This window comes from Flavobacterium sp., assembly GCF_024305175.1.
In the GTDB taxonomy this organism is placed as follows: domain Bacteria; phylum Bacteroidota; class Bacteroidia; order Flavobacteriales; family Flavobacteriaceae; genus Flavobacterium.
Genome location: NZ_JAMWYY010000040.1, coordinates 1 through 18564 on the forward strand (window position 1 = coordinate 1; position 18564 = coordinate 18564).

General features: G+C 44.2%; 15 protein-coding genes and 1 tRNA gene. 4 read left to right on the forward strand and 12 right to left on the reverse strand.

Features of this window, described 5'->3' with window-relative positions; all coding sequences use genetic code 11:
• Positions 1-56 precede the first annotated feature (56 nt).
• Positions 57-3302 carry a reprolysin-like metallopeptidase gene (locus tag Q0K96_RS10315; protein WP_297333913.1) on the forward strand — a complete coding sequence of 1082 codons (3246 nt, stop codon included), beginning with the start codon at positions 57-59 and terminating at the stop codon, positions 3300-3302.
• A 70-nt stretch (positions 3303-3372) separates the two neighbouring features.
• On the opposite strand, the gene pth is transcribed toward Q0K96_RS10315, so the two are convergent.
• From pth to Q0K96_RS10330, 3 genes are all read right to left on the reverse strand, one after another.
• Positions 3373-3993, reverse strand: coding sequence for an aminoacyl-tRNA hydrolase (gene pth / locus Q0K96_RS10320; RefSeq protein ID WP_297333914.1), 621 nt, complete (start codon positions 3991-3993; stop codon positions 3373-3375).
• A 124-nt stretch (positions 3994-4117) separates the two neighbouring features.
• A complete protein-coding gene (locus Q0K96_RS10325; protein WP_297333915.1) occupies positions 4118-4732 on the reverse strand; it encodes a 50S ribosomal protein L25/general stress protein Ctc in 615 nt (204 codons plus the stop codon).
• 32 nt (positions 4733-4764) lie between these two features.
• A complete protein-coding gene (locus Q0K96_RS10330; RefSeq protein WP_297333916.1) occupies positions 4765-5706 on the reverse strand; it encodes a ribose-phosphate pyrophosphokinase in 942 nt (313 codons plus the stop codon).
• A 150-nt stretch (positions 5707-5856) separates the two neighbouring features.
• Here Q0K96_RS10330 and Q0K96_RS10335 point away from each other — a divergent pair.
• A tRNA-Leu gene (locus Q0K96_RS10335) sits at positions 5857-5936 on the forward strand.
• A gap of 39 nt (positions 5937-5975) precedes the next feature.
• Here Q0K96_RS10335 and Q0K96_RS10340 read toward each other — a convergent pair.
• Genes Q0K96_RS10340 through Q0K96_RS10350 form a run of 3 tightly spaced genes read right to left on the reverse strand, consistent with a single transcriptional unit; the run spans position 5976 to position 9454 of the window.
• Positions 5976-7517 carry an acyl-CoA carboxylase subunit beta gene (locus Q0K96_RS10340; protein WP_297333917.1) on the reverse strand — a complete coding sequence of 514 codons (1542 nt, stop codon included), beginning with the start codon at positions 7515-7517 and terminating at the stop codon, positions 5976-5978.
• A gap of 4 nt (positions 7518-7521) precedes the next feature.
• Complete coding sequence (gene accC / locus Q0K96_RS10345) at positions 7522-8964, reverse strand: acetyl-CoA carboxylase biotin carboxylase subunit (RefSeq protein WP_297333918.1); 1443 nt, start codon at positions 8962-8964, stop codon at positions 7522-7524.
• A 4-nt stretch (positions 8965-8968) separates the two neighbouring features.
• Positions 8969-9454, reverse strand: a complete 486-nt coding sequence (locus tag Q0K96_RS10350; RefSeq protein WP_297333919.1) for an acetyl-CoA carboxylase biotin carboxyl carrier protein subunit — start codon at positions 9452-9454, stop codon at positions 8969-8971.
• A 128-nt stretch (positions 9455-9582) separates the two neighbouring features.
• Between Q0K96_RS10350 and Q0K96_RS10355 the strand changes: the two genes are divergently transcribed.
• Positions 9583-10491 (forward strand): phospholipase D family protein, encoded by a 909-nt coding sequence (locus Q0K96_RS10355; RefSeq protein WP_297333920.1) that lies wholly within the window; start codon positions 9583-9585, stop codon positions 10489-10491.
• Between the two features lie 97 nt (positions 10492-10588).
• On the opposite strand, the gene Q0K96_RS10360 is transcribed toward Q0K96_RS10355, so the two are convergent.
• The 3 genes from Q0K96_RS10360 to Q0K96_RS10370 form a co-directional block, all read right to left on the reverse strand.
• On the reverse strand, positions 10589-11035 hold the full coding sequence (locus Q0K96_RS10360; protein ID WP_297333921.1) for a KTSC domain-containing protein: 447 nt from the start codon (positions 11033-11035) through the stop codon (positions 10589-10591).
• A gap of 103 nt (positions 11036-11138) precedes the next feature.
• Positions 11139-11585: a translesion error-prone DNA polymerase V autoproteolytic subunit gene (gene umuD / locus Q0K96_RS10365; protein ID WP_297333922.1), complete on the reverse strand. Its 447-nt coding sequence runs from the start codon at positions 11583-11585 to the stop codon at positions 11139-11141.
• The gene (locus Q0K96_RS10370) at positions 11576-12847 is read right to left on the reverse strand and encodes a Y-family DNA polymerase (protein ID WP_297333923.1); all 1272 of its coding nucleotides are present in this window, start codon (positions 12845-12847) and stop codon (positions 11576-11578) included. Before Q0K96_RS10370 ends, umuD begins: the two co-directional genes overlap by 10 nt.
• A gap of 148 nt (positions 12848-12995) precedes the next feature.
• Between Q0K96_RS10370 and Q0K96_RS10375 the strand changes: the two genes are divergently transcribed.
• Complete coding sequence (locus Q0K96_RS10375) at positions 12996-13748, forward strand: SDR family oxidoreductase (RefSeq protein ID WP_297333924.1); 753 nt, start codon at positions 12996-12998, stop codon at positions 13746-13748.
• Positions 13749-13811: 63 nt separating this feature from the next.
• On the opposite strand, the gene Q0K96_RS10380 is transcribed toward Q0K96_RS10375, so the two are convergent.
• The 3 genes from Q0K96_RS10380 to nuoL are packed head-to-tail and all read right to left on the reverse strand — an operon-like array spanning position 13812 to position 18559.
• Positions 13812-15212: an NADH-quinone oxidoreductase subunit N gene (locus tag Q0K96_RS10380; RefSeq protein WP_297333925.1), complete on the reverse strand. Its 1401-nt coding sequence runs from the start codon at positions 15210-15212 to the stop codon at positions 13812-13814.
• Positions 15213-15225: 13 nt separating this feature from the next.
• Positions 15226-16668, reverse strand: coding sequence for an NADH-quinone oxidoreductase subunit M (locus tag Q0K96_RS10385; protein WP_297333926.1), 1443 nt, complete (start codon positions 16666-16668; stop codon positions 15226-15228).
• A 10-nt stretch (positions 16669-16678) separates the two neighbouring features.
• Complete coding sequence (gene nuoL / locus Q0K96_RS10390) at positions 16679-18559, reverse strand: NADH-quinone oxidoreductase subunit L (RefSeq protein WP_297333927.1); 1881 nt, start codon at positions 18557-18559, stop codon at positions 16679-16681.
• Positions 18560-18564 lie beyond the last annotated feature (5 nt).

The window sequence follows — 18564 nt, forward strand, 5'->3', positions numbered from 1 at the left end:
CAAAGCCTCAAACATGTCATAATTTATTATATTCGTGAACTTTAACAACGGGAAAAATGATCAGAAAACTATTTTTAACTATTTGCCTCTTGGCAATACTTCCTGCAACGGCGCAGCAAAACCTCTGGGAGCGTGCTTCCGATAAAGATGTTTCGGGGCTTCAAAAGCTGGAAAGGGCATCTGTGCCAAAGCATTTCAGCATTTACCATTTAAACTTAAATAACCTTGAGCAGCTATTGCAGCAGGCACCTTTAAGGGGCAGCGGCGGGATAAGCCAGCTTGTGCTTCCCTTTCCGGATGCGGACGGAATAGTAAAACAATATCGGATTTATGAAGCTCCGGTTATGGATGCTGAATTATCAGCTAAATATCCCGGTATAAAAAGCTATGTAGGACAGGGGGTAGAAGATCCTGCTGGCACAATACGGTTTAGCATTACACCATTTGGGCTTCATAATATGGCACTGGCTACAGGCGGTACCACTTACACCGACCCTTATACAACAGATTTACAATACTATATTGTGTACAAGCGTGAAGGCTTAAGTACATCACGCTCATTTCATTGTGGTGTTACCGATACAGCCGAACCCAATACCAAAAGTGCCTTTACGCCATTAAGCGCACAATCTACCGATGGAGTGCTGCGCACCTACCGCCTTGCAATGGCGTGTACTATAGAGTATGCCGCATTTCATATAAATGCAGCAGGTCTTACAGATGCACCGCTTGAAGAACAGAAGGCTGCCGTACTTGCGGCAATGAATATTACCGTTACAAGGGTTAACAGTGTGTATGAACGTGACCTTTCTATAACATTAGAACTGATTCCGAACAATGATGAACTGATATTTATAGAATCGGATGAATTTAATAATGAAAACGAAGGCTTTGTACTGCTTGACCAAAGCCAGGAAGTTATAGATGAGGTAATTGGTTTTGATAATTATGATATAGGCCATACGGTAAGTACAGGCGGCGGTGGCGTAGCCCAGTTATTCTCGCCGTGCTCCGGCAGCAAGGCAAGAGGTATTACAGGCCTGCCGTCTCCTGTGGGCGACCCGTTTGATATAGATTATGTAGCGCACGAAATGGGGCACCAGTTTGGGGGTAACCACAGCTTTAATAACTCATGCGGGGGCAACAGGAGCAACGATAATGCCTATGAACCCGGCAGTGGTACAACTATCATGGCCTATGCAGGTATTTGTCCGCCTAATGTACAGAGCAATAGCGATGCCCACTTCCATGCCAACAGCATTGCCGAAATGTCGGCTTTTATAAGTACGGGTGGCAACTGTGCCGAAAGCGTGGTAACGGGCAATATTCCGCCTGTTGTTGATGCAGGGGCTGATTATACCATTCCGCGCGGCACTGCATTTATACTTTCGGGTACTGCAACAGATGCCAATAGCGATGCCATGACCTACAACTGGGAACAAATGGATAATGAAATAAGCGAGCAGCCTCCGGTACCGGAATCTGCCGAAGGGCCAAATTTCCGCTCATTACCAAGCAAAGAAGTACCGCAACGCTACATGCCGGATATAGAAGAAGTACTGAATAATAACATTACCCCGACATGGGAAGTTGTTGCCAATGTAGCGCGCGAATATAACTTCGCCTTTACCGTACGCGATAATAATATACTCGGCGGGCAGGTAGTTGCCGATTTTATGAAGGTAAATGTATCCGGCACGGCAGGGCCGTTTGCTGTTACATCGCCTAACAATAATGTTTCGTGGCTTGCGGGCAGCAACCATAGTATAACATGGAATGTAGCCGGGACTACAGCCAATGGTGTAAACACACCTTATGTGGATATATATCTTTCTACAGACGGAGGTTTTACCTATCCTGTAATACTGGCATCTAAAGTGCCTAACGATGGTACTGAAATAGTTACCATACCTAACAGCACAGGTACAGATAACCGTATTATGGTTAAGGGGCATCAAAATATTTTTTACGATTTAGGCAATAGTAACTTTACCATCAACGCACCCGAGCAGACGATGGCAATAACTGTTGAGGGGCAACAAAACAGTACAAGCTGTATTGGTGCGCAAACCAGCTATAGTTTTATATATAATGCCTATGCAGGCTTTACAGGTACAACCACGTTTTCAGCAACAGGTAACCCTGCAGGCTCTACCGTTACTTTTAACCCTGCAACCGCAACCGCTGACGGAACTGTAGTAACCATGACTGTTACATCTCCTGAAACTGTATCTCCCGGTTTTTATACGCTGAATGTACTGGCAACTTCGGGCAGCGTTATAAAAGCAGCTAATGTATATCTCGACCTGCTCGATACTGATTTTGGATCAATCACACTTACGGCACCTGCCAACGGTGATAACGCAGTATTTAATCAGGTAAGTTTTAACTGGACAGCTGTCGCAAATGCAATCGGCTATGAAATTGAGGTTGCCGGTGATGAGGCTTTTGAAAATATTGTAGCTAATGCCACAGTTCAGGAAACGAGTTATACAGCGCTGCTTGAGGAGGCTAACATATACTACTGGCGGGTGCGCCCTGTTAATACAGGCTGCTCCGGTAGTTATGGTGAGGCAAATATGTTTATAACTGGTATAACCGAATGTAATCCGTATGCATCTGCCGATGTGCCTGTTGTAATTCCGGATGAGGATGCAGGAGATGTAAGCTCTGTCCTGGCGCTTACGGCTGAAGGTTCTATACAAAAAATAAGTGTTAGCCTTGATATCAACCATACCTGGGTAACAGATTTAACAGCAGTACTGATAAGCCCTCAGGGTACAACCGTTCAGCTTTTCAGTGATGAATGTGGCGACCAGGATAATGTTTTTGCTACGTTTGATGATGATGGCAGCCCGCTGAATTGTGGTATTGATCCTGCCATATCGGGTATTATTATGCCGGACGAGGCGCTATCTGCATTAAACGGAGAGCCTGCGGCCGGAGTATGGACATTGCAGATAACGGACAGCTTTCCGGCGGATGGAGGAGCTATAAATGGGTGGGGCCTTACAATTTGTACTGTACAGGAAGCGCCACTGGCTACAGAGCAAAATCAGTTAACAGATTTTATACTCTACCCTAACCCTAATAACGGGAGCTTTACAATACGCTACACACCAAAAGAAGAGGGTGATGTTTATATAACAGTTTACGATATAAGGGGAAGGCAACTGATAAACCAGAAATATACCACGCAAACCGAACAGGTTGTTTCACTTGGCAATGCAGAAGCAGGAATTTACCTTGTTACCCTCCAGGATGGTGAAAGGAGCGTTACAAAGAAAGTGATAGTAAATTAGATAATGTAAAGTTTGAAAAAAAGCGGTCCGAAGTTTTTCGGGCCGCTTTTTTATTTTGGGCTACAGCAAATTACTTGCCGTTAAAACTACTCATTGTATTAGGCAGCCCTGACAGTACAAAAGATTTTATTGCTTCAGATGAGGTGTCAAGCCTTTCCGAAAGTTTCGCTTTTTCCTCTTCGTCCCATTCTCCTAAAACATAGTTGACCTGTTGCCCTTTTTTAAAAGCATCGCTAATACCAAAACGAAAGCGTGCATATTCAGTAGTAGTAAGTACCTGCTGAATACTTTTAAGGCCGTTATGTCCGCCATCGCTGCCTTTGGCTTTAATACGTATAGTGCCAAATGGTATGTTAAGGTCATCGGTAACAACCAGCAAATTTTCTAACGGTATCTTTTCCTGATCCAGCCAGTACTTAATGGCTTTGCCGCTAAGGTTCATATACGTATTTGGCTTCAACAGGTAAACTGTGCGGCCTTTTAGCTTTACTTCTGCCATTGCCCCCAGTTTAGCGGTAGTAAAATCGGTTCCTTCCTGTTGCGCCAGCCTGTCCAGTACTTTAAAGCCTATATTATGTCGTGTGTTTACATATTCAGCGCCGGGATTGCCCAGCCCTGCAATAAGATATTTCTTCATTGGGTCTGCTTCTTCTTGTGCTTCTTTCTTAAAAAGATTGGTAAGCCATTTCATGAAGGCAAAGATAATAGTTTCATTTCATTTTAAAACAGGCGTGCAGCTATCCTGCGGGGGTATCGCAGAGTCATAAAAAAAGCGCCCCATAATGGAGCGCTTTCTATATATGAGGTAAGATAAATTATTTTTTCTTTCCTTTTGCTGGTCCGCCTTTTGCAGCTTTTGCAGCCTCCTGGGCAGCTTTCATAGCCGCACGAGAGATACGTACCTGAGCTACAACAGTGTTTTCCGGCTGAAGCAGTTTATAGTTTTCCTGAGGAAGCTTAGTTATGTAAAGCTTGTTACCCATTTCAAGGTCTGTAATATCAGCCTCTATAAAGTCAGGAAGGTTTGCAGGAAGTGCACGCACTTTAAGTTTACGCTGGTTAAGGCGAAGTACGCCACCGGCCATAACACCTTTAGATTTACCAACAACTTTTACAGGAACATCCATTGTGATTTCCTTGTCTTCGTGAAGCTGGTAGAAATCGATGTGAAGGATTTGGTCGTTTACCGGGTGAAACTGTATATCCTGCAGGATAGCGTTAAATTGCTTGCCGCCTTCAAGGTCAATTACCACAGTGTGCACGTTAGGAGTGTAAACCAGGTTTTTAAAAGCCTTGTCTTCTGCTACAAAATGTACTGGTTGTTCTCCTCCGTATAACACGCAAGGAACCATTCCAGCATTACGTGCCGCACGCGTTGCCGCTTTGCCCACGCTTTCTCTTTCAGATCCTTTGATCGTAATTGATTTCATTACAAAAAATTATATAGTTAATAAATAAAATTCTACATTAAAAAATTGCCGCTTATAGAGCTGTTGCTGTGCACTTTGTGCATAACATCGGCAAACAGGTCGGCGCAGGTAACCACGCGTATCTTGCTGCTTTGCTTTTTCAGCGGAATACTGTCGGTAACAATAAGTTCCGTAATCTGCGATTTTTCAATCTTTTCATAAGCATCACCCGATAATATCGCGTGCGTGCATATAGCCCTAACACTTATTGCGCCCCTTTCCATCATCATGTCTGCCGCTTTGGTCAGTGTGCCACCGGTATCAACCATGTCATCCACCAATATTACATTGCGGCCCTTAACCTCACCTATAAGCTCCATGCCTTCTACCACGTTGGCAGCCTTGCGGTGCTTATAGCATATCACCACGTCAGACCCAAGGAACTTAGAGTAGGCATAAGCCCTCTTAGAACCTCCCATATCCGGCGAAGCTATTGTCAGGTTGTCCAGCTTCATATCCTTAACATGCTGCAGGAATATAGTTGATGCAAACAAATGGTCAACCGGTTTTTCAAAAAAGCCCTGTATCTGGTCGGCATGCAAATCCATCGTCATTATCCTTGTTGCACCTGCCGCTTCAAGCAGCTTGGCAACCAGCTTTGCACCTATCGGCACACGTGGCTTATCTTTCCTGTCCTGCCTTGCCCATCCAAAATAAGGTATAACGGCGGTTATGTGCCTTGCTGAAGCCCTTTTTGCGGCATCAATCATTAGTAACAATTCCATCAGGTTATCCGTGCTCGGAAAGGTAGAGCATATTAAAAATACCCTTAACCCCCTGATAGACTCCTCAAACGATGGCTGAAACTCACCGTCGCTGTACTTTGAAATCGTAATTTTACCCAGCTCAACACCATAGCTTTTGGCTATTTTTTCGGCAAGGTACACACTTTGAGAACATGCAAATATCTTTGCTTCCGGCTCGTGGTATGACATTTTTTAATCGCTTGTTTTGTAGTTAGTTAGTGTTGTGTTGTGTAACGAGGTGCAAATTTAGGAATTTAATTTAAGTACGGAAGTAATTTATGATGTTATTTTCCCGAATTTAAATAATATTTTTTACATTTGCACCCACTTAATGCTAACGCCTGGATGGCGGAATTGGTAGACGCGCACGACTCAAACTCGTGTACTACGGTGTGTGGGTTCGATTCCCACTCCAGGTACAAAAAAAGCTGTTTCATCTGAAACAGCTTTTTTTATTTTTACAACGGAATGTTACCGTGTTTGCGTTGCGGCGTTTCCACTTTTTTATTCTCAAGCATGCTGAAAGCTTTTATCAGCTTCCTGCGGGTATCTTTCGGCAGGATAACCTCGTCTATAAAGCCGCGTTGCGCTGCCCTGTATGGGTTGGCAAACTTTTCGGCATATTCGGCTTCTTTTTCCAATAATTTGGCTGCCGGGTCTTCCGCTTCTGATATTTCTCTTTTAAAAATGATCTCACTTGCGCCCTTTGCACCCATAACCGCAATTTCAGCCGTTGGCCATGCAAAGTTCATATCAGCGCCAATGTGTTTCGAGTTCATCACGTCATACGCACCACCATAAGCCTTACGGGTAATTACGGTAACACGCGGAACGGTCGCTTCGCTAAGTGCATACAGCAGTTTTGCACCATGTACTATAATACCGTTCCACTCCTGGTTAGTGCCCGGAAGGAAGCCCGGTACATCTACCAGTACCAACAGCGGGATGTTGAAACAATCGCAAAAACGGGTAAACCGTGCTGCTTTTACCGAGCTGTTTACATCCAGCACGCCGGCAAGGTGCATCGGCTGGTTGGCCACTATGCCTATGCTGCGGCCGCCAAGGCGGGCAAAGCCTACTATAATATTCTCTGCGTAGTTTTTATGTATCTCGTAAAACGAATCTTCATCTATAATGCCGCTTATAACTTTGTGCATGTCATACGGCTTGTTGGCGCTGTCCGGGATAATGTCCGAAAGCTGATCGCGTATTTCATCAGCCGGGTTAAACTCCAGCTTTGGTGTGGTTTCTCTGTTGTTTTGCGGCAGGTAGCTCAATAGCCTTTTTACATCTTCCAAACACTCTACATCGTTAGCCGAAGTAATATGCGCCACCCCCGATTTTGTACTATGAGTACTCGCCCCGCCCAACTCTTCGCTGGTTACGGTTTCGTTGGTTACGGTTTTTACTACGTTTGGCCCGGTAACAAACATATAACTGGTATTTTCTACCATCATGGTAAAGTCGGTCATGGCGGGAGAGTATACCGCGCCACCCGCACAAGGGCCCATTATGGCTGATATTTGCGGAATTACACCGCTGCTCTGCACGTTGCGATAAAAAATATCGGCATAGCCACCAAGCGAGCGCACGCCTTCCTGAATACGTGCTCCGCCCGAATCGTTAAGGCCAATCATGGGGGCACCATTCCTGAGTGCCATATCCATAACCTTGCATATTTTTTCGGCGTGGGTTTCTGATAGTGCCCCGCCAAAAACGGTAAAGTCCTGCGCAAAAACATATACCAGCCTGCCGTTTACAGTGCCATAGCCTGTAATAACACCATCGCCTAAGTACTGCTGTTTCTCCATCCCGAAATCAGTAGTGCGGTGGGTAACCAGCATACCTATCTCTTCAAAAGAGCCTTCGTCCATCAGGTATTCTACACGCTCGCGGGCTGTAAGCTTTTTCTTTTCGTGCTGCTTTTCAATCCTCTTTTGTCCGCCGCCCAGTCGGGCTTCGGCTATCTTATCGTTTAATACTTTTATTTTGTCTTCCATGGGTTTACTGTATTGGGAGTCTTAACACTTTACGGTCTTCCAGGTATTGCTTCAGGGCAATATAAGCCGCTATTTCAGCTTCGGTATCCATTTGCCCTTTCAGCTTTTCGGCATCGTAGTATTTCTTTACAAAATGGGTATCGAAATCGCCACTGCGGAAAGCCTCATGCTCGCACACAAACGTACCGAACGGCAGGGTAGTGCTCACGCCTTCAACCTTATAATCGGCAATGGCTTCTATCATCAGTTCTATAGCTTCCTCGCGGGTTTTACCGTAAGTGATGAGCTTCGCAAGCATCGGGTCATAATAAATTGGCACATCCATTCCCTGCTCAAAACCGTTATCCACACGAATACCTTCGCCCACTGGTAGCTGGTACACATCAAGGTGGCCCACGCTTGGCGCGAAGTCGTTAAGCGGGTCTTCGGCATAAACGCGCAGTTCCAGCGCGTGGCCTTTTATGGTAAGGTCTTCCTGTTTGATGTCCATCTTCTCGCCACGGGCTATCTTTATCTGAAGCTCTACAAGGTCTAGCCCCGTTATCATTTCGGTAACCGGGTGCTCTACCTGCAGGCGGGTGTTCATTTCCAGGAAGTAGAAATTCTTATTCTCATCTAAAAGGAACTCAACCGTACCGGCACCCAGATAGTCGCAGGCTTTGGCAACCTTAACGGCTGCCTCGCCCATTTTTTGGCGTATTTCCGGTGTAAGTACTGCGCTTGGCGCTTCTTCCACCACTTTTTGGTGGCGGCGCTGAATGCTGCACTCGCGCTCAAACAGGTAGAGTATATTGCCGTGGCTGTCGGCCATTACCTGTATTTCGATATGGCGCGGAGAGCCTACATATTTTTCTATGAAAACAGAGCCATCGCCAAAGGCCGAGGTAGCCTCGCTTATGGCGCGTTCCATTTGCGGAACAAAATCTTTTTCTTCGTTAACTACACGCATACCCTTACCGCCGCCGCCTGCCGATGCCTTTATCAGTATCGGGAAGCCTATTTCTACAGCGGCTTTTTTGGCTTTCTCTACATCGGTAATGGCTTCGTCTATACCGGGAACCATGGGTATGTCATATGCCTTAACGGCATCTTTGGCTGCCAGCTTGCTGCCCATAATTTTTATGGCTTTGCTGCGCGGGCCTATAAACGTAATCCCTGCGCGTTCTACCGCTTCGGCAAAGTTGGCGTTTTCGCTCAAAAACCCGTAACCGGGATGGATTCCGTCTACGTTAAGCTCTTTGGCTACTTCTATTATCTTATCGCCCAAAAGGTACGACTGGCTCGATGGCGCTTCGCCTATGCAAACGGCCTCGTCGGCAAATTTTACGTGGGGCGCATTCCTGTCGGCAGTACTGAAAACGGCAACGGTTTTAATGCCCATTTTTTTTGCCGTTTGCATTACCCTTATGGCAATTTCGCCCCTGTTGGCTACAAGTATCTTTTTCATGGTGCTATTCAAATTCTATTAGTAACTGGCCTTTATCTACCGCGTCGCCCTTGCTCACTGCAATGGACTTGATAACGCCCGCGCGCGGCGACTGAAAGGTGTTTTCCATTTTCATGGCTTCCAGTATTAAAAGGTTGTCGTTTTCTTTTACTTCCTGCCCTACGGTAACGTTTATCTCCAGTATAAGCCCCGGTATGGGCGCTTTTATTTCGTTTACCTGTTTAGATGCGCCTACCTCAAAGCCCATAGCTTTTATAAGCTGGTCGAGTGCTGTGGCAATATCTACAGTGTAGGAGTTGTTGTTAACGGTTACGGTATATTGTTTTGCGAGGAAGTCGGCGTGGGTAACTGCCGCTTTATAAGGCTTTTTGCCTTTAAGTATGTGGTAGTGCGCGGGCCCTGTGCTGATAGCGTCTAGCTGCGAAAGCCCCTCTTCGGTAACATCAAAGGCGGTGCCCCCGTTTACCGTAAGTTTGTAAGCGTTACTCATGTGCAAAATGTTTAGGTGCCGTAAAGATAGGTAAAAGAAAACGTTTGAGGAAAGGGGAAGTTTGGGAAGTGGGTATGGGTTGATGTTAAGTTTAAAAATAAGTACTTTTGCCTTCCAAACAATTTTAAATGGCTAAATTTTTAAATACTCCCTTGTTATCTGAGTGGATAGGAAAGCTTATTGATGAAACAGAAAAAGAGTTGATCATTTTAGCACCGTACATTAATATATCGGACGATATTTTTTACAAGCTTTTAAATGCTAATGATAGGGGAGTAGAGACAGTTATAATTTACAGAGAAAATAAACTGAACGACAAAGTAAGAGAGCGGCTTTCAAGCCTTGATAATCTTAATTTGCTGCATCATCCCAATCTGCATGCAAAGTGTTATTATAATGAGAAATATCTTATTATCGGTTCTATGAACCTGTATGAATATTCCGAAAAGAATAATAGAGAGATGGGAGTTTTGCTACACAAATGTGATGTAGATTGTAATGACACTTGGGGTAATGCTGATGATGAACAGATTTTTAAAGATGCAATAGATGAAATCCGGGAGATAATTAAGGCTTCTGAAATGGAGAAGCCTGCAAGAGATACAATTGAAAACGGATTTGAATTGGATATTATAAAGACTGATTTTGAAAAGACATTAGAATTTTGCCAACTTCAAAATAAATACTTTATCAATAAGCTTTTTGAGCCTGTTAGTATAGATGGTAATTTACTTGCTTATTGTAAAAATTATTACGACAGGATAGATGTAAGTATTGATTACAGGATAACTATTTATTTTAGTTTCCCAGAGTATATGTTGCAAAATATTCATTCTAATTTTTCGAACATTTTAGGAGAATTTATGTATCCTGCATTTAAGTTCTATTGGAACAGAGCTTCTAATAAAGCTTATATTTATAAAGACTCGAAGCACGATTTGTGGAAGACAGGATCTGATGAAGAAAAATTTGAAGCTAAGAAGCGTGTATTGGCTAACTTTTTTAATGATATAAAGCCTATGCTGGTAATAAAATAGAAAAAGTTTGTCATTCTGACGAAGGAAGAATCTCTTACTCTTGATTGAGATTCTTCACTCCATTACATTCCGTTCAGAATGACAAACACTCTTTATATTAAACTTCCGCTACAATCTTAACGGCGCTGCGGTACAGGTAGGTGCCATAAATGTGCCTGCGGGCAAAACGTGCAGGTGACTCGGCGTTTATCATTTTTATATAGGTGTTTTTGGGCACACCAAAATACTCGTAGCAGCTACCATCCACAAAGTTTATGTACAACGCCTGGTTTTCCATATAAAAGTCGAGTATGCCGCTGGTGGTTGTGGTCTTGGTATATTCGGCTTTGGTCTTATCCAGTGTTTCCGGGGCAACGCTCACCAAAAAGTGGTAGGCTTCAATTATCGCCTTACTTTGTTCTTCGGCGGCAAGTGTTTCCTCATCGGTAGTGCAGGTATCCGGGTGGCATTCCTTCATGCTGTTCCTGTAAATGGTCTTCAGCTCCTTTAGTGTGGCTGCTTTGGTAACGTTGAGCAGCTTGCGATACTCAACAATTTTTTTCATGTTCATATACTCCGTATTATAATTGCCTGTTTATATGGCAGTTTGGCTTAAAGGGCGCAAATGTACAATTATAATCGGTTAGGTTGGTGTTAAATCTGTTGGTTTACAGAGATTTAATTACAAACGTAACAATTCCCCAAACGCTAAACTGGCTGTTTTCGGTTACGGGTAGCGGGGGGTAGGCCGGGTTTTCGGGCATCAGGAACAGGCTGCCGTTTTCCAGTTTCAGGCGCTTAACAGTAAATTCGCCGTCTATCAGGCAAATGGCTATTTTGCCGTTGGCGGGTTCCAGGCTGCGGTCGGTTACCAGTATGTCGCCATCATCTATGCCCGCATCCCGCATTGAGTGCCCGTCGGCCTTAATATAAAACGTGGTGTGCGGGTGCTTTGCCACATACTTGTTCAGGTCTATGGTATACTCCATAAAATCGAGCGCCGGAGAGGGGAAGCCCGCCTTAACGCCTACGGGTATAAAGGGAAGCCGGAGCGTGTTCTCTGTTTCAGGCTTAAAAAAGGTAAGCCCGGGGCTATGTAGTTTTTTTACCTGCATTTTGCTGTGGGTATATCGTTAATATTGGTAGTATAGCGTGGTGAGCGCATTTCCTGCTTCATGTCCCATGTCTTGTCAGCCTGCGTCCCGAACCGTATTATGCGCGAACCCATTTTGCCGTTGGTGCTATCTATGGCGCGCATCAGGGCGTTGTGCCGTGGGTTCTCGTCTATAAACAGGTTAAACTGCTTGCTGCCCTGCGGAATCAGCCCTGTTACAATTACGCCTGCCTTTTTAAACCGGCGGGTGTCGGTGCTTTCCATAATTTCCTTCAGTAGCTGGATGGCGGCGGTGTTTATGGTAATGGCACTCTGTGTGGCATAGGGCAGCGTAACGGCGCGGCTGTGGTGGTATTTTATGTCTTCTATCCGGTGCTTGTCTGCCACCAGCATGGTAATAACCGTATGGCAGAGCGAACCCTGCTTACGGAGCTTCTCGGCGGTTACCGTGGCAAAGGTAGATACTCGCTCGCGGATGAGGTCATAATCTTCTAACTGTTTCGGGAAGCTGCGGGTAGTGGCAATGCTTTTCTTTACCTCGGTTATCGGGTCGGGTTCCAGCGCCGACTGTCCTTCGAGTTCCATTTTTAGCCGCCTGCCAATAACGCCCATTTCGCGCTTTATCCAACCGTCCATTTGCGGCTGGACAAAGTCGTAGGCAGTTTTTACATTGCGTGCCTCAAGCCTGCGGGCATACCGCCGCCCAATGCCCCATACATCGCCTATCTTTATCCACTTGAGGGCTTTTATGCGTTTTTCTTCGGTATCGATTACATAAGTGCCTTTTGTTTTTTCCATAAACTTTTTGGCTATCCTGTTGGCGACTTTGCTCAGTACGCGGGTAGGGGCTATGCCCACGCATATGGGCAGGCTGAGTTGCTTTAGCACCCTTTCACGCATCTGCATTCCGTAGTCATGGTAATTGGTTATGGGTATGCCTTCAAGATTAAGAAAAGACTCATCAATGCTATACCTTTCTACATTGGGAGTAAATTCTTCCATTATACCCATCACGCGGCTGCTCATATCGCCGTAGAGTGAATAGTTACTCGAGAATACTTTTACACCGTTTTTCTTTAACTGTTCGCGGATTTTAAACTCGGGTGAAGCCATGCCTATACCGAGTGCCTTTGCTTCTTCTGAACGCGAAATGATACAGCCATCGTTGTTGGAGAGTACCACAACGGGCCTGCCGTTCCACTCGGGCTGAAAAACCCTTTCGCAGGAAACATAAAAATTATTACAGTCAATCAGGGCAAACATAAGAGCAAATATAATCAATATAAGAAAATAATCTTATCAAATGCTGATTTAAATATTAGTATCTTAAATAAATATTAAATCATATTTGTATATACAAGTGTTTGCTGTAAGTATTGTAACTTTATAGATATAACCAAAAATATATATTATGTCATTACTTAAAGATAAGGTGGCCTTTGTGTCCGGAGCGGGTTCCGGTATAGGTCGTGCCGTAGCAGTAGCCTATGCCCGAGAAGGCGCAAAAGTAGCCGTTAGCGATATTAATAATGAACACGGCGAAGCAACCGTACAGATAATTAAAGATGCCGGAGGGGAAGCTTTTTTTGTGTATGCCGACTCATCGAAGGCAGAGGATAATAAAAAGGCTGTTGAAGCCATTGTAGCAAAGTATGGCAGGCTTGATATTGCCTGTAACAATGCCGGTATAGGCGGCCCTGCTGCCCTTACTGGCGAATATCCGGTTGAGGGATGGGATAAGGTTATAGCCGTTAACCTTAACGGTGTTTTTTATGCCTGCCGCTACCAACTGGAGCAAATGGTTAAAAACGTCGGCGGTAGTATAGTTAACATGGCTTCTATTCACGGGACTGTTGCCGCGCCCATGAGTGCCGCCTATACAGCAGCCAAGCATGGTGTTGTGGGGCTTACCAAAAACATAGCGGCTGAATATGGACAAAAAAACGTACGCTGCAATGCAGTAGGCCCGGGTTATATTCACACGCCGCTGTTGGATGATAATCTTGACGAGGATTCGCTTAGCGCCATTAAGGGTAAGGCTCCCATGAACCGTCTGGGCAAACCGGAAGAAATAGCTGATCTGGTGGTTTTCCTGAGTTCGGATAAGTCATCATTTACCACAGGCAGTTATATAATTGCAGATGGCGGATATACCGCTGTGTAGCAGCTGATACTATAATACTAAGGGCTGCCATTTGGCAGCCCTTAGTATTTATATGTGTTTGTTTTATTTTATAAGATGTAGCACCGCATCAGGGTAAAGCCCTATTGCAAGGTTAAGCAATATCGCCGCAACGGCAACAATACTGTATGATACAGGCACTTTTACGGCTTCGCCTACGGCATCTTTATTATACATGGCCAGTATAAGTTTAAAGTAGTAACCAACGCTGATAATCGAGTTGATTACACCTGCTATGACAACATATACAAAACCGTTTTCAAGTACGTTTTCGAACAGGAAGAACTTACCGAAGAAGCCTGAGAATATCGGGATACCCGCCATAGAAAGCAGCGAGCAGGTAAGTACTGCCGCCATTAACGGGTTGGTTTTGCCAAGTCCGTTAAACTGGTACACATCTTCATTTTCTTTGCCTGAGGTTACATATAGTATTACTGCAAAAGCTGCAATACCGGCAAGGGCATAAGCTGCAGCATAATACAGCAGCACGCCTTTCATTACCATAGGGTTTAAGAACACCATAAGCATAAACCCGGCATGAGATATACCCGAAAATGCCAGCATACGCTTCACGCTGTCCTGCTTTAATGCCATCAGGTTACCAACGGTCATACTCAATACAGATACAATTATAATGATGGTTATATATGCGCCCGGAACAGTATGGTTAAGGTTACTCATCAGTTTAAAGAAGGCGGCCATAGCGGCAACTTTTGCCAGTGTACTCATGGTTGCGGTAGTTAGTGCAGGAGAACCCTGGTAAACGTCAGGTGCCCAAAAATGGAATGGCACTGCGGCTATTTTAAACAGCACTCCTATGCTAAGCATTACAATACCCATAAAGAACCAGCCCGGCAGGTTACCTGTAAGCACGGCTGCATATATGGCGGTATTATCAAATGAACCTGTAGCGCCATATATAAGCGCTATACCAAATAGAAGTATTCCCGATGCAAATGCACCCATAAGGAAGTATTTCATACCTGCCTCGTTACTTTTTATGTTCTTTGGCTCGCTTGCGGCAAGCACATATAATGCTATAGAAAGTACTTCTATACCCAAAAAGAACATGGCGAGGTTCCCGAATGATACCATTGCTACAGCGCCTGCAAGCAGGAACAGCTTTATGGCAACAAAGTCAGATAATTTTGCTTTATGGTTTTTATGGAATTCAGGCGTAAGTGCAACAAGAAATATAGTTAGCACTATAAACAATCCGGTAAACGCCATGGCGTAGCTGTTGTTTACAATCATGTTGTTGTAAAATGCTTCAGTACGCTCTGTATTTGCAGTATCAAGCCCAAGCCCAAAATAATCATTTACGGTAAGGCCAAGTATTGCCATAAGCCCTATAATAGTAACGGGTACTATGGCTTTCCTGAGGTTGAAAATTTCAGCTATAAGGCAAACAATCCCTAATCCCGCAATAGCTATTAATGTGTTCATTTTATATCTTGGCTTAATTTATCGGGTTAATGTTCAGTAATACCTTTTGTAAGGCAGGTGTCAAAAAGTCTATTATCGGTTTTGGGTACAGACCGAAAAAGATCAGTACGGCAATAATGATTATGAATGTAAAGCCTTCGCCAAACGTAACATCTGCAAACACTTTACTCCCTTTATCGCCAAGCATAACCTGCTGAAACATCCTCAGCATATAAAAAGCACCCAGAATAATAGTAGTACCGCCCAATACTGCCAGCCATATATTGGCCTGTGCAAGGCTGTATAAGAGTTCAAATTCACCAATAAAGTTAAATGTTGTAGGCAACGCTACTGATGCCATTACCAGTATCATGAACATACTGGCAAATTTTGCAGCCTGTATCCTTATACCACCCATTTCTGAAATTTCTTCGGTACCATACCTGCGCGATATGATTTCGGCGGCATAAAACAATCCTACAACCACAAAGCCGTGTGCAATCATTTGCAGGAATGCCCCTCTAAGGCCGTCAAGCGTAAGCGTGTAAGCACCTGCAGCAATAAGCCCAACGTGAGCCAGAGATGAGTAGGCAAGCAGTTTTTTAAGGTTGGTTTGCTTAAGTGCAAGTACAGAGCCATATATAACACCCGCAACGCAAAGCGCTATAAAAAAGTATTTGTATTCGTTAGCTGCATTTGGCGCAATAGGCAATTGCCACCTTACAATACTGTATAGTGCCATTTTAAGCATAATACCTGATAGCAGCATGGTACCCGCAGCAGGTGCTTTCTGGTACACATTAGCCTGCCATGTGTGGAAAGGTATAACAGGTATTTTTATGGCATAAGCCAGGAAGAAGCAAAGGAATATTAAAAGCTCTTCTGTTTTGCTCAGCTGAATATTGTAAAGATGGATATCAAGGAAATCGCCTGCTTTTGTGTACAGGTATATAAACGCTACAAGCATAAAAAGCGAGCCTGCAAAAGTGTAGATAAAGAATTTAACCACATCTTTTTTCCTGGTTTCGGCATCGCCGCTACCCCAGCGCAGTGCAATAAAATATATTGGTATTAATGATAATTCCCAGAAGATGTAATAAACCATGCCATCTACCGCAAGGAAAGTACCTGCCATTGCAAATGCCATGAAAAGTATAAGCGCATAAAAAGCCCTGCTTTTTGGGAAAAGGTTTCCAAAAGAGGTTAGTACTATAATTGGCGTTAGCGCAGTGGTAAGCAATACCATTGATAACGACATGCCATCTGCCTGAAAGCCTAATATTACCCGTGGGTTGCTTATCCATTTTTGGGCATAACTTACGCCTTCGCCCAAATTGTAACGGTAAATTACATAAAGGGTTGCCGCAAATGCCGCCGTACTGAAAATCAATGCAGCCCTGGAGGCCCATTTATCGCCAACAAAGTAGGTAGCAGCAGCCCCGAACAGTAAAGTAATAAGTATAAAAGATACGTCCATCAGGTAATGATTATTTTAAGAAAATATAAGCTATAACAGAGCACATGCCCAGTACAAATATCAGCAGGTAAAAGCCTACGCTTCCGTTTTGTATGTACCTGCCCTGCGCCCCTATAAGTGTGGCGGCACGGCCCAGCCCAAACACGAAGCCGCTAATGGCTGCCTCGGTAACATTTTTAAAGAAGCTGCCTATGGCATAAATAGGCTTGACTATAACAGCCATATATATTTCATCTACATAAAACTTGTTATATACCACTTTTGTGAATCCTGTAATCTCGCTGTCCTGTGGCGGTACCTGCGCTTTACTGATGTATTTGGTGTAAGCAAGGCCTATACCTATAAGCGCACCCACAACAGCTATTCCCATAAGCATATATTCTGTAGTGCCAAGCGCATGGTGTTGTGCCGGGTTAGCAATTACCGGTGCGAGGTAGTGGTTTAGCCAGCTGCTGCCCGGCAGGCTTATAGCGCCACCCACTAATGCCAGTATAGCAAGGACTATAAGCGGGAACGTTATCAGTCCCGGCGATTCGTGCAGGTGGTGTTTCTGCTCCTCTGTACCCCTGAAGTCTTTGTAGAAGGTAAGGAATACCAGGCGGAACATATAGAATGCGGTCATTATAGAAGCTAATGAGCCTATTATCCACAGTACTTTATCGTGGTGAAAAGCAGTCATTAAAATTTCATCTTTAGAGAAGAAGCCCGAGAAAGGCGGTAAGCCCGAAATGGCAAGAGTAGAAATCATAAAGGTGGCAAAGGTAATGCCCATAACCTTTTTAAGTCCGCCCATGTTGCGCATATCCTGCTCGCCATGCATAGCATGTATAACCGAACCTGAACCCAAAAACAGGCAGGCTTTAAAGAAAGCATGTGTTATTACGTGGAAAACAGCAACCTCATAAGCACCAAAGCCAAGTGCCATGAACATAAGCCCTAACTGCGATACAGTAGAGTAGGCAAGTACTTTTTTAATGTCATTCTGGGCAAGGCCAATAGTTGCCGCCACTAATGATGTAATGGCACCTACAATAGCTATGATATGCTGAATATCCGGAGTAAGGTCGAAAACAAAGTTTAGCCTTGTTATCATGAAGATACCGGCCGTAACCATGGTTGCAGCGTGTATAAGCGCCGATACCGGTGTTGGCCCTGCCATTGCATCGGGCAGCCATGTATAAAGCGGTATTTGCGCACTTTTACCACATGCACCAATAAACAGGCACAGGGTAGCTATACCAAGCCAAGCCATATCTATATCTGCTTCACCGCTTGCAATAATGTTGCGTATATCATTATACTCAACACTGTGGAAAAGGTAACCAATGATAAAAATACCTATTAAGAAACCTAAGTCACCAATACGGTTCATGATAAAGGCTTTCTTAGCAGCGTCGTTATATTCATGCTTTTTATACCAAAAGCCGATAAGCAGGTAAGAGCAAAGCCCTACACCTTCCCAACCGATGAACATGATAAGCAGGTTGCTGCCCATAACCAGTATCATCATGAAGAAGACGAACAGGTTAAGGTAAGCAAAGAACTTATGGATGTTCTCATCATCATGCATATAGCTGATAGAGTAAATATGTATAAGGGTACCGATACCGGTAACAAACATCAGCCATAGTAAAGAAAGCTGGTCGAGCTGGAAACCGAAATTAATGTCGAAGTTTACCATTTTCATCCAGGTGTACAGGTTAACCATTACAGGCTCTCCGGTATTGTTTACCTGAAGGAAAAAGAACAAGGTTACACCAAACGATATGGCAACGGCAAGTGAGCCAAGAGTGCCAGAAAGATTACCGCTAAGTTTTTTCCCCGCAAATATGTTGATTAAAAACCCAAATAAGGGCGCTAATAGTAGTAGTAATGCCAAATTTGTCTCCATCAGGC

Bases quoted from the DNA above. Each gene is read 5' to 3' on its own strand.
- Q0K96_RS10315 (WP_297333913.1), top strand. From the start codon at position 57: ATGATCAGAAAACTATTTTTAACTATTTGCCTCTTGGCAATACTTCCT.
- pth (WP_297333914.1), bottom strand. From the start codon at position 3,993: ATGAAATGGCTTACCAATCTTTTTAAGAAAGAAGCACAAGAAGAAGCA.
- Q0K96_RS10325 (WP_297333915.1), bottom strand. From the start codon at position 4,732: ATGAAATCAATTACGATCAAAGGATCTGAAAGAGAAAGCGTGGGCAAA.
- Q0K96_RS10330 (WP_297333916.1), bottom strand. From the start codon at position 5,706: ATGTCATACCACGAGCCGGAAGCAAAGATATTTGCATGTTCTCAAAGT.
- Q0K96_RS10340 (WP_297333917.1), bottom strand. From the start codon at position 7,517: ATGGAAGACAAAATAAAAGTATTAAACGATAAGATAGCCGAAGCCCGA.
- accC (WP_297333918.1), bottom strand. From the start codon at position 8,964: ATGAAAAAGATACTTGTAGCCAACAGGGGCGAAATTGCCATAAGGGTA.
- Q0K96_RS10350 (WP_297333919.1), bottom strand. From the start codon at position 9,454: ATGAGTAACGCTTACAAACTTACGGTAAACGGGGGCACCGCCTTTGAT.
- Q0K96_RS10355 (WP_297333920.1), top strand. From the start codon at position 9,583: ATGGCTAAATTTTTAAATACTCCCTTGTTATCTGAGTGGATAGGAAAG.
- Q0K96_RS10360 (WP_297333921.1), bottom strand. From the start codon at position 11,035: ATGAAAAAAATTGTTGAGTATCGCAAGCTGCTCAACGTTACCAAAGCA.
- umuD (WP_297333922.1), bottom strand. From the start codon at position 11,585: ATGCAGGTAAAAAAACTACATAGCCCCGGGCTTACCTTTTTTAAGCCT.
- Q0K96_RS10370 (WP_297333923.1), bottom strand. From the start codon at position 12,847: ATGTTTGCCCTGATTGACTGTAATAATTTTTATGTTTCCTGCGAAAGG.
- Q0K96_RS10375 (WP_297333924.1), top strand. From the start codon at position 12,996: ATGTCATTACTTAAAGATAAGGTGGCCTTTGTGTCCGGAGCGGGTTCC.
- Q0K96_RS10380 (WP_297333925.1), bottom strand. From the start codon at position 15,212: ATGAACACATTAATAGCTATTGCGGGATTAGGGATTGTTTGCCTTATA.
- Q0K96_RS10385 (WP_297333926.1), bottom strand. From the start codon at position 16,668: ATGGACGTATCTTTTATACTTATTACTTTACTGTTCGGGGCTGCTGCT.
- nuoL (WP_297333927.1), bottom strand. From the start codon at position 18,559: ATGGAGACAAATTTGGCATTACTACTACTATTAGCGCCCTTATTTGGG.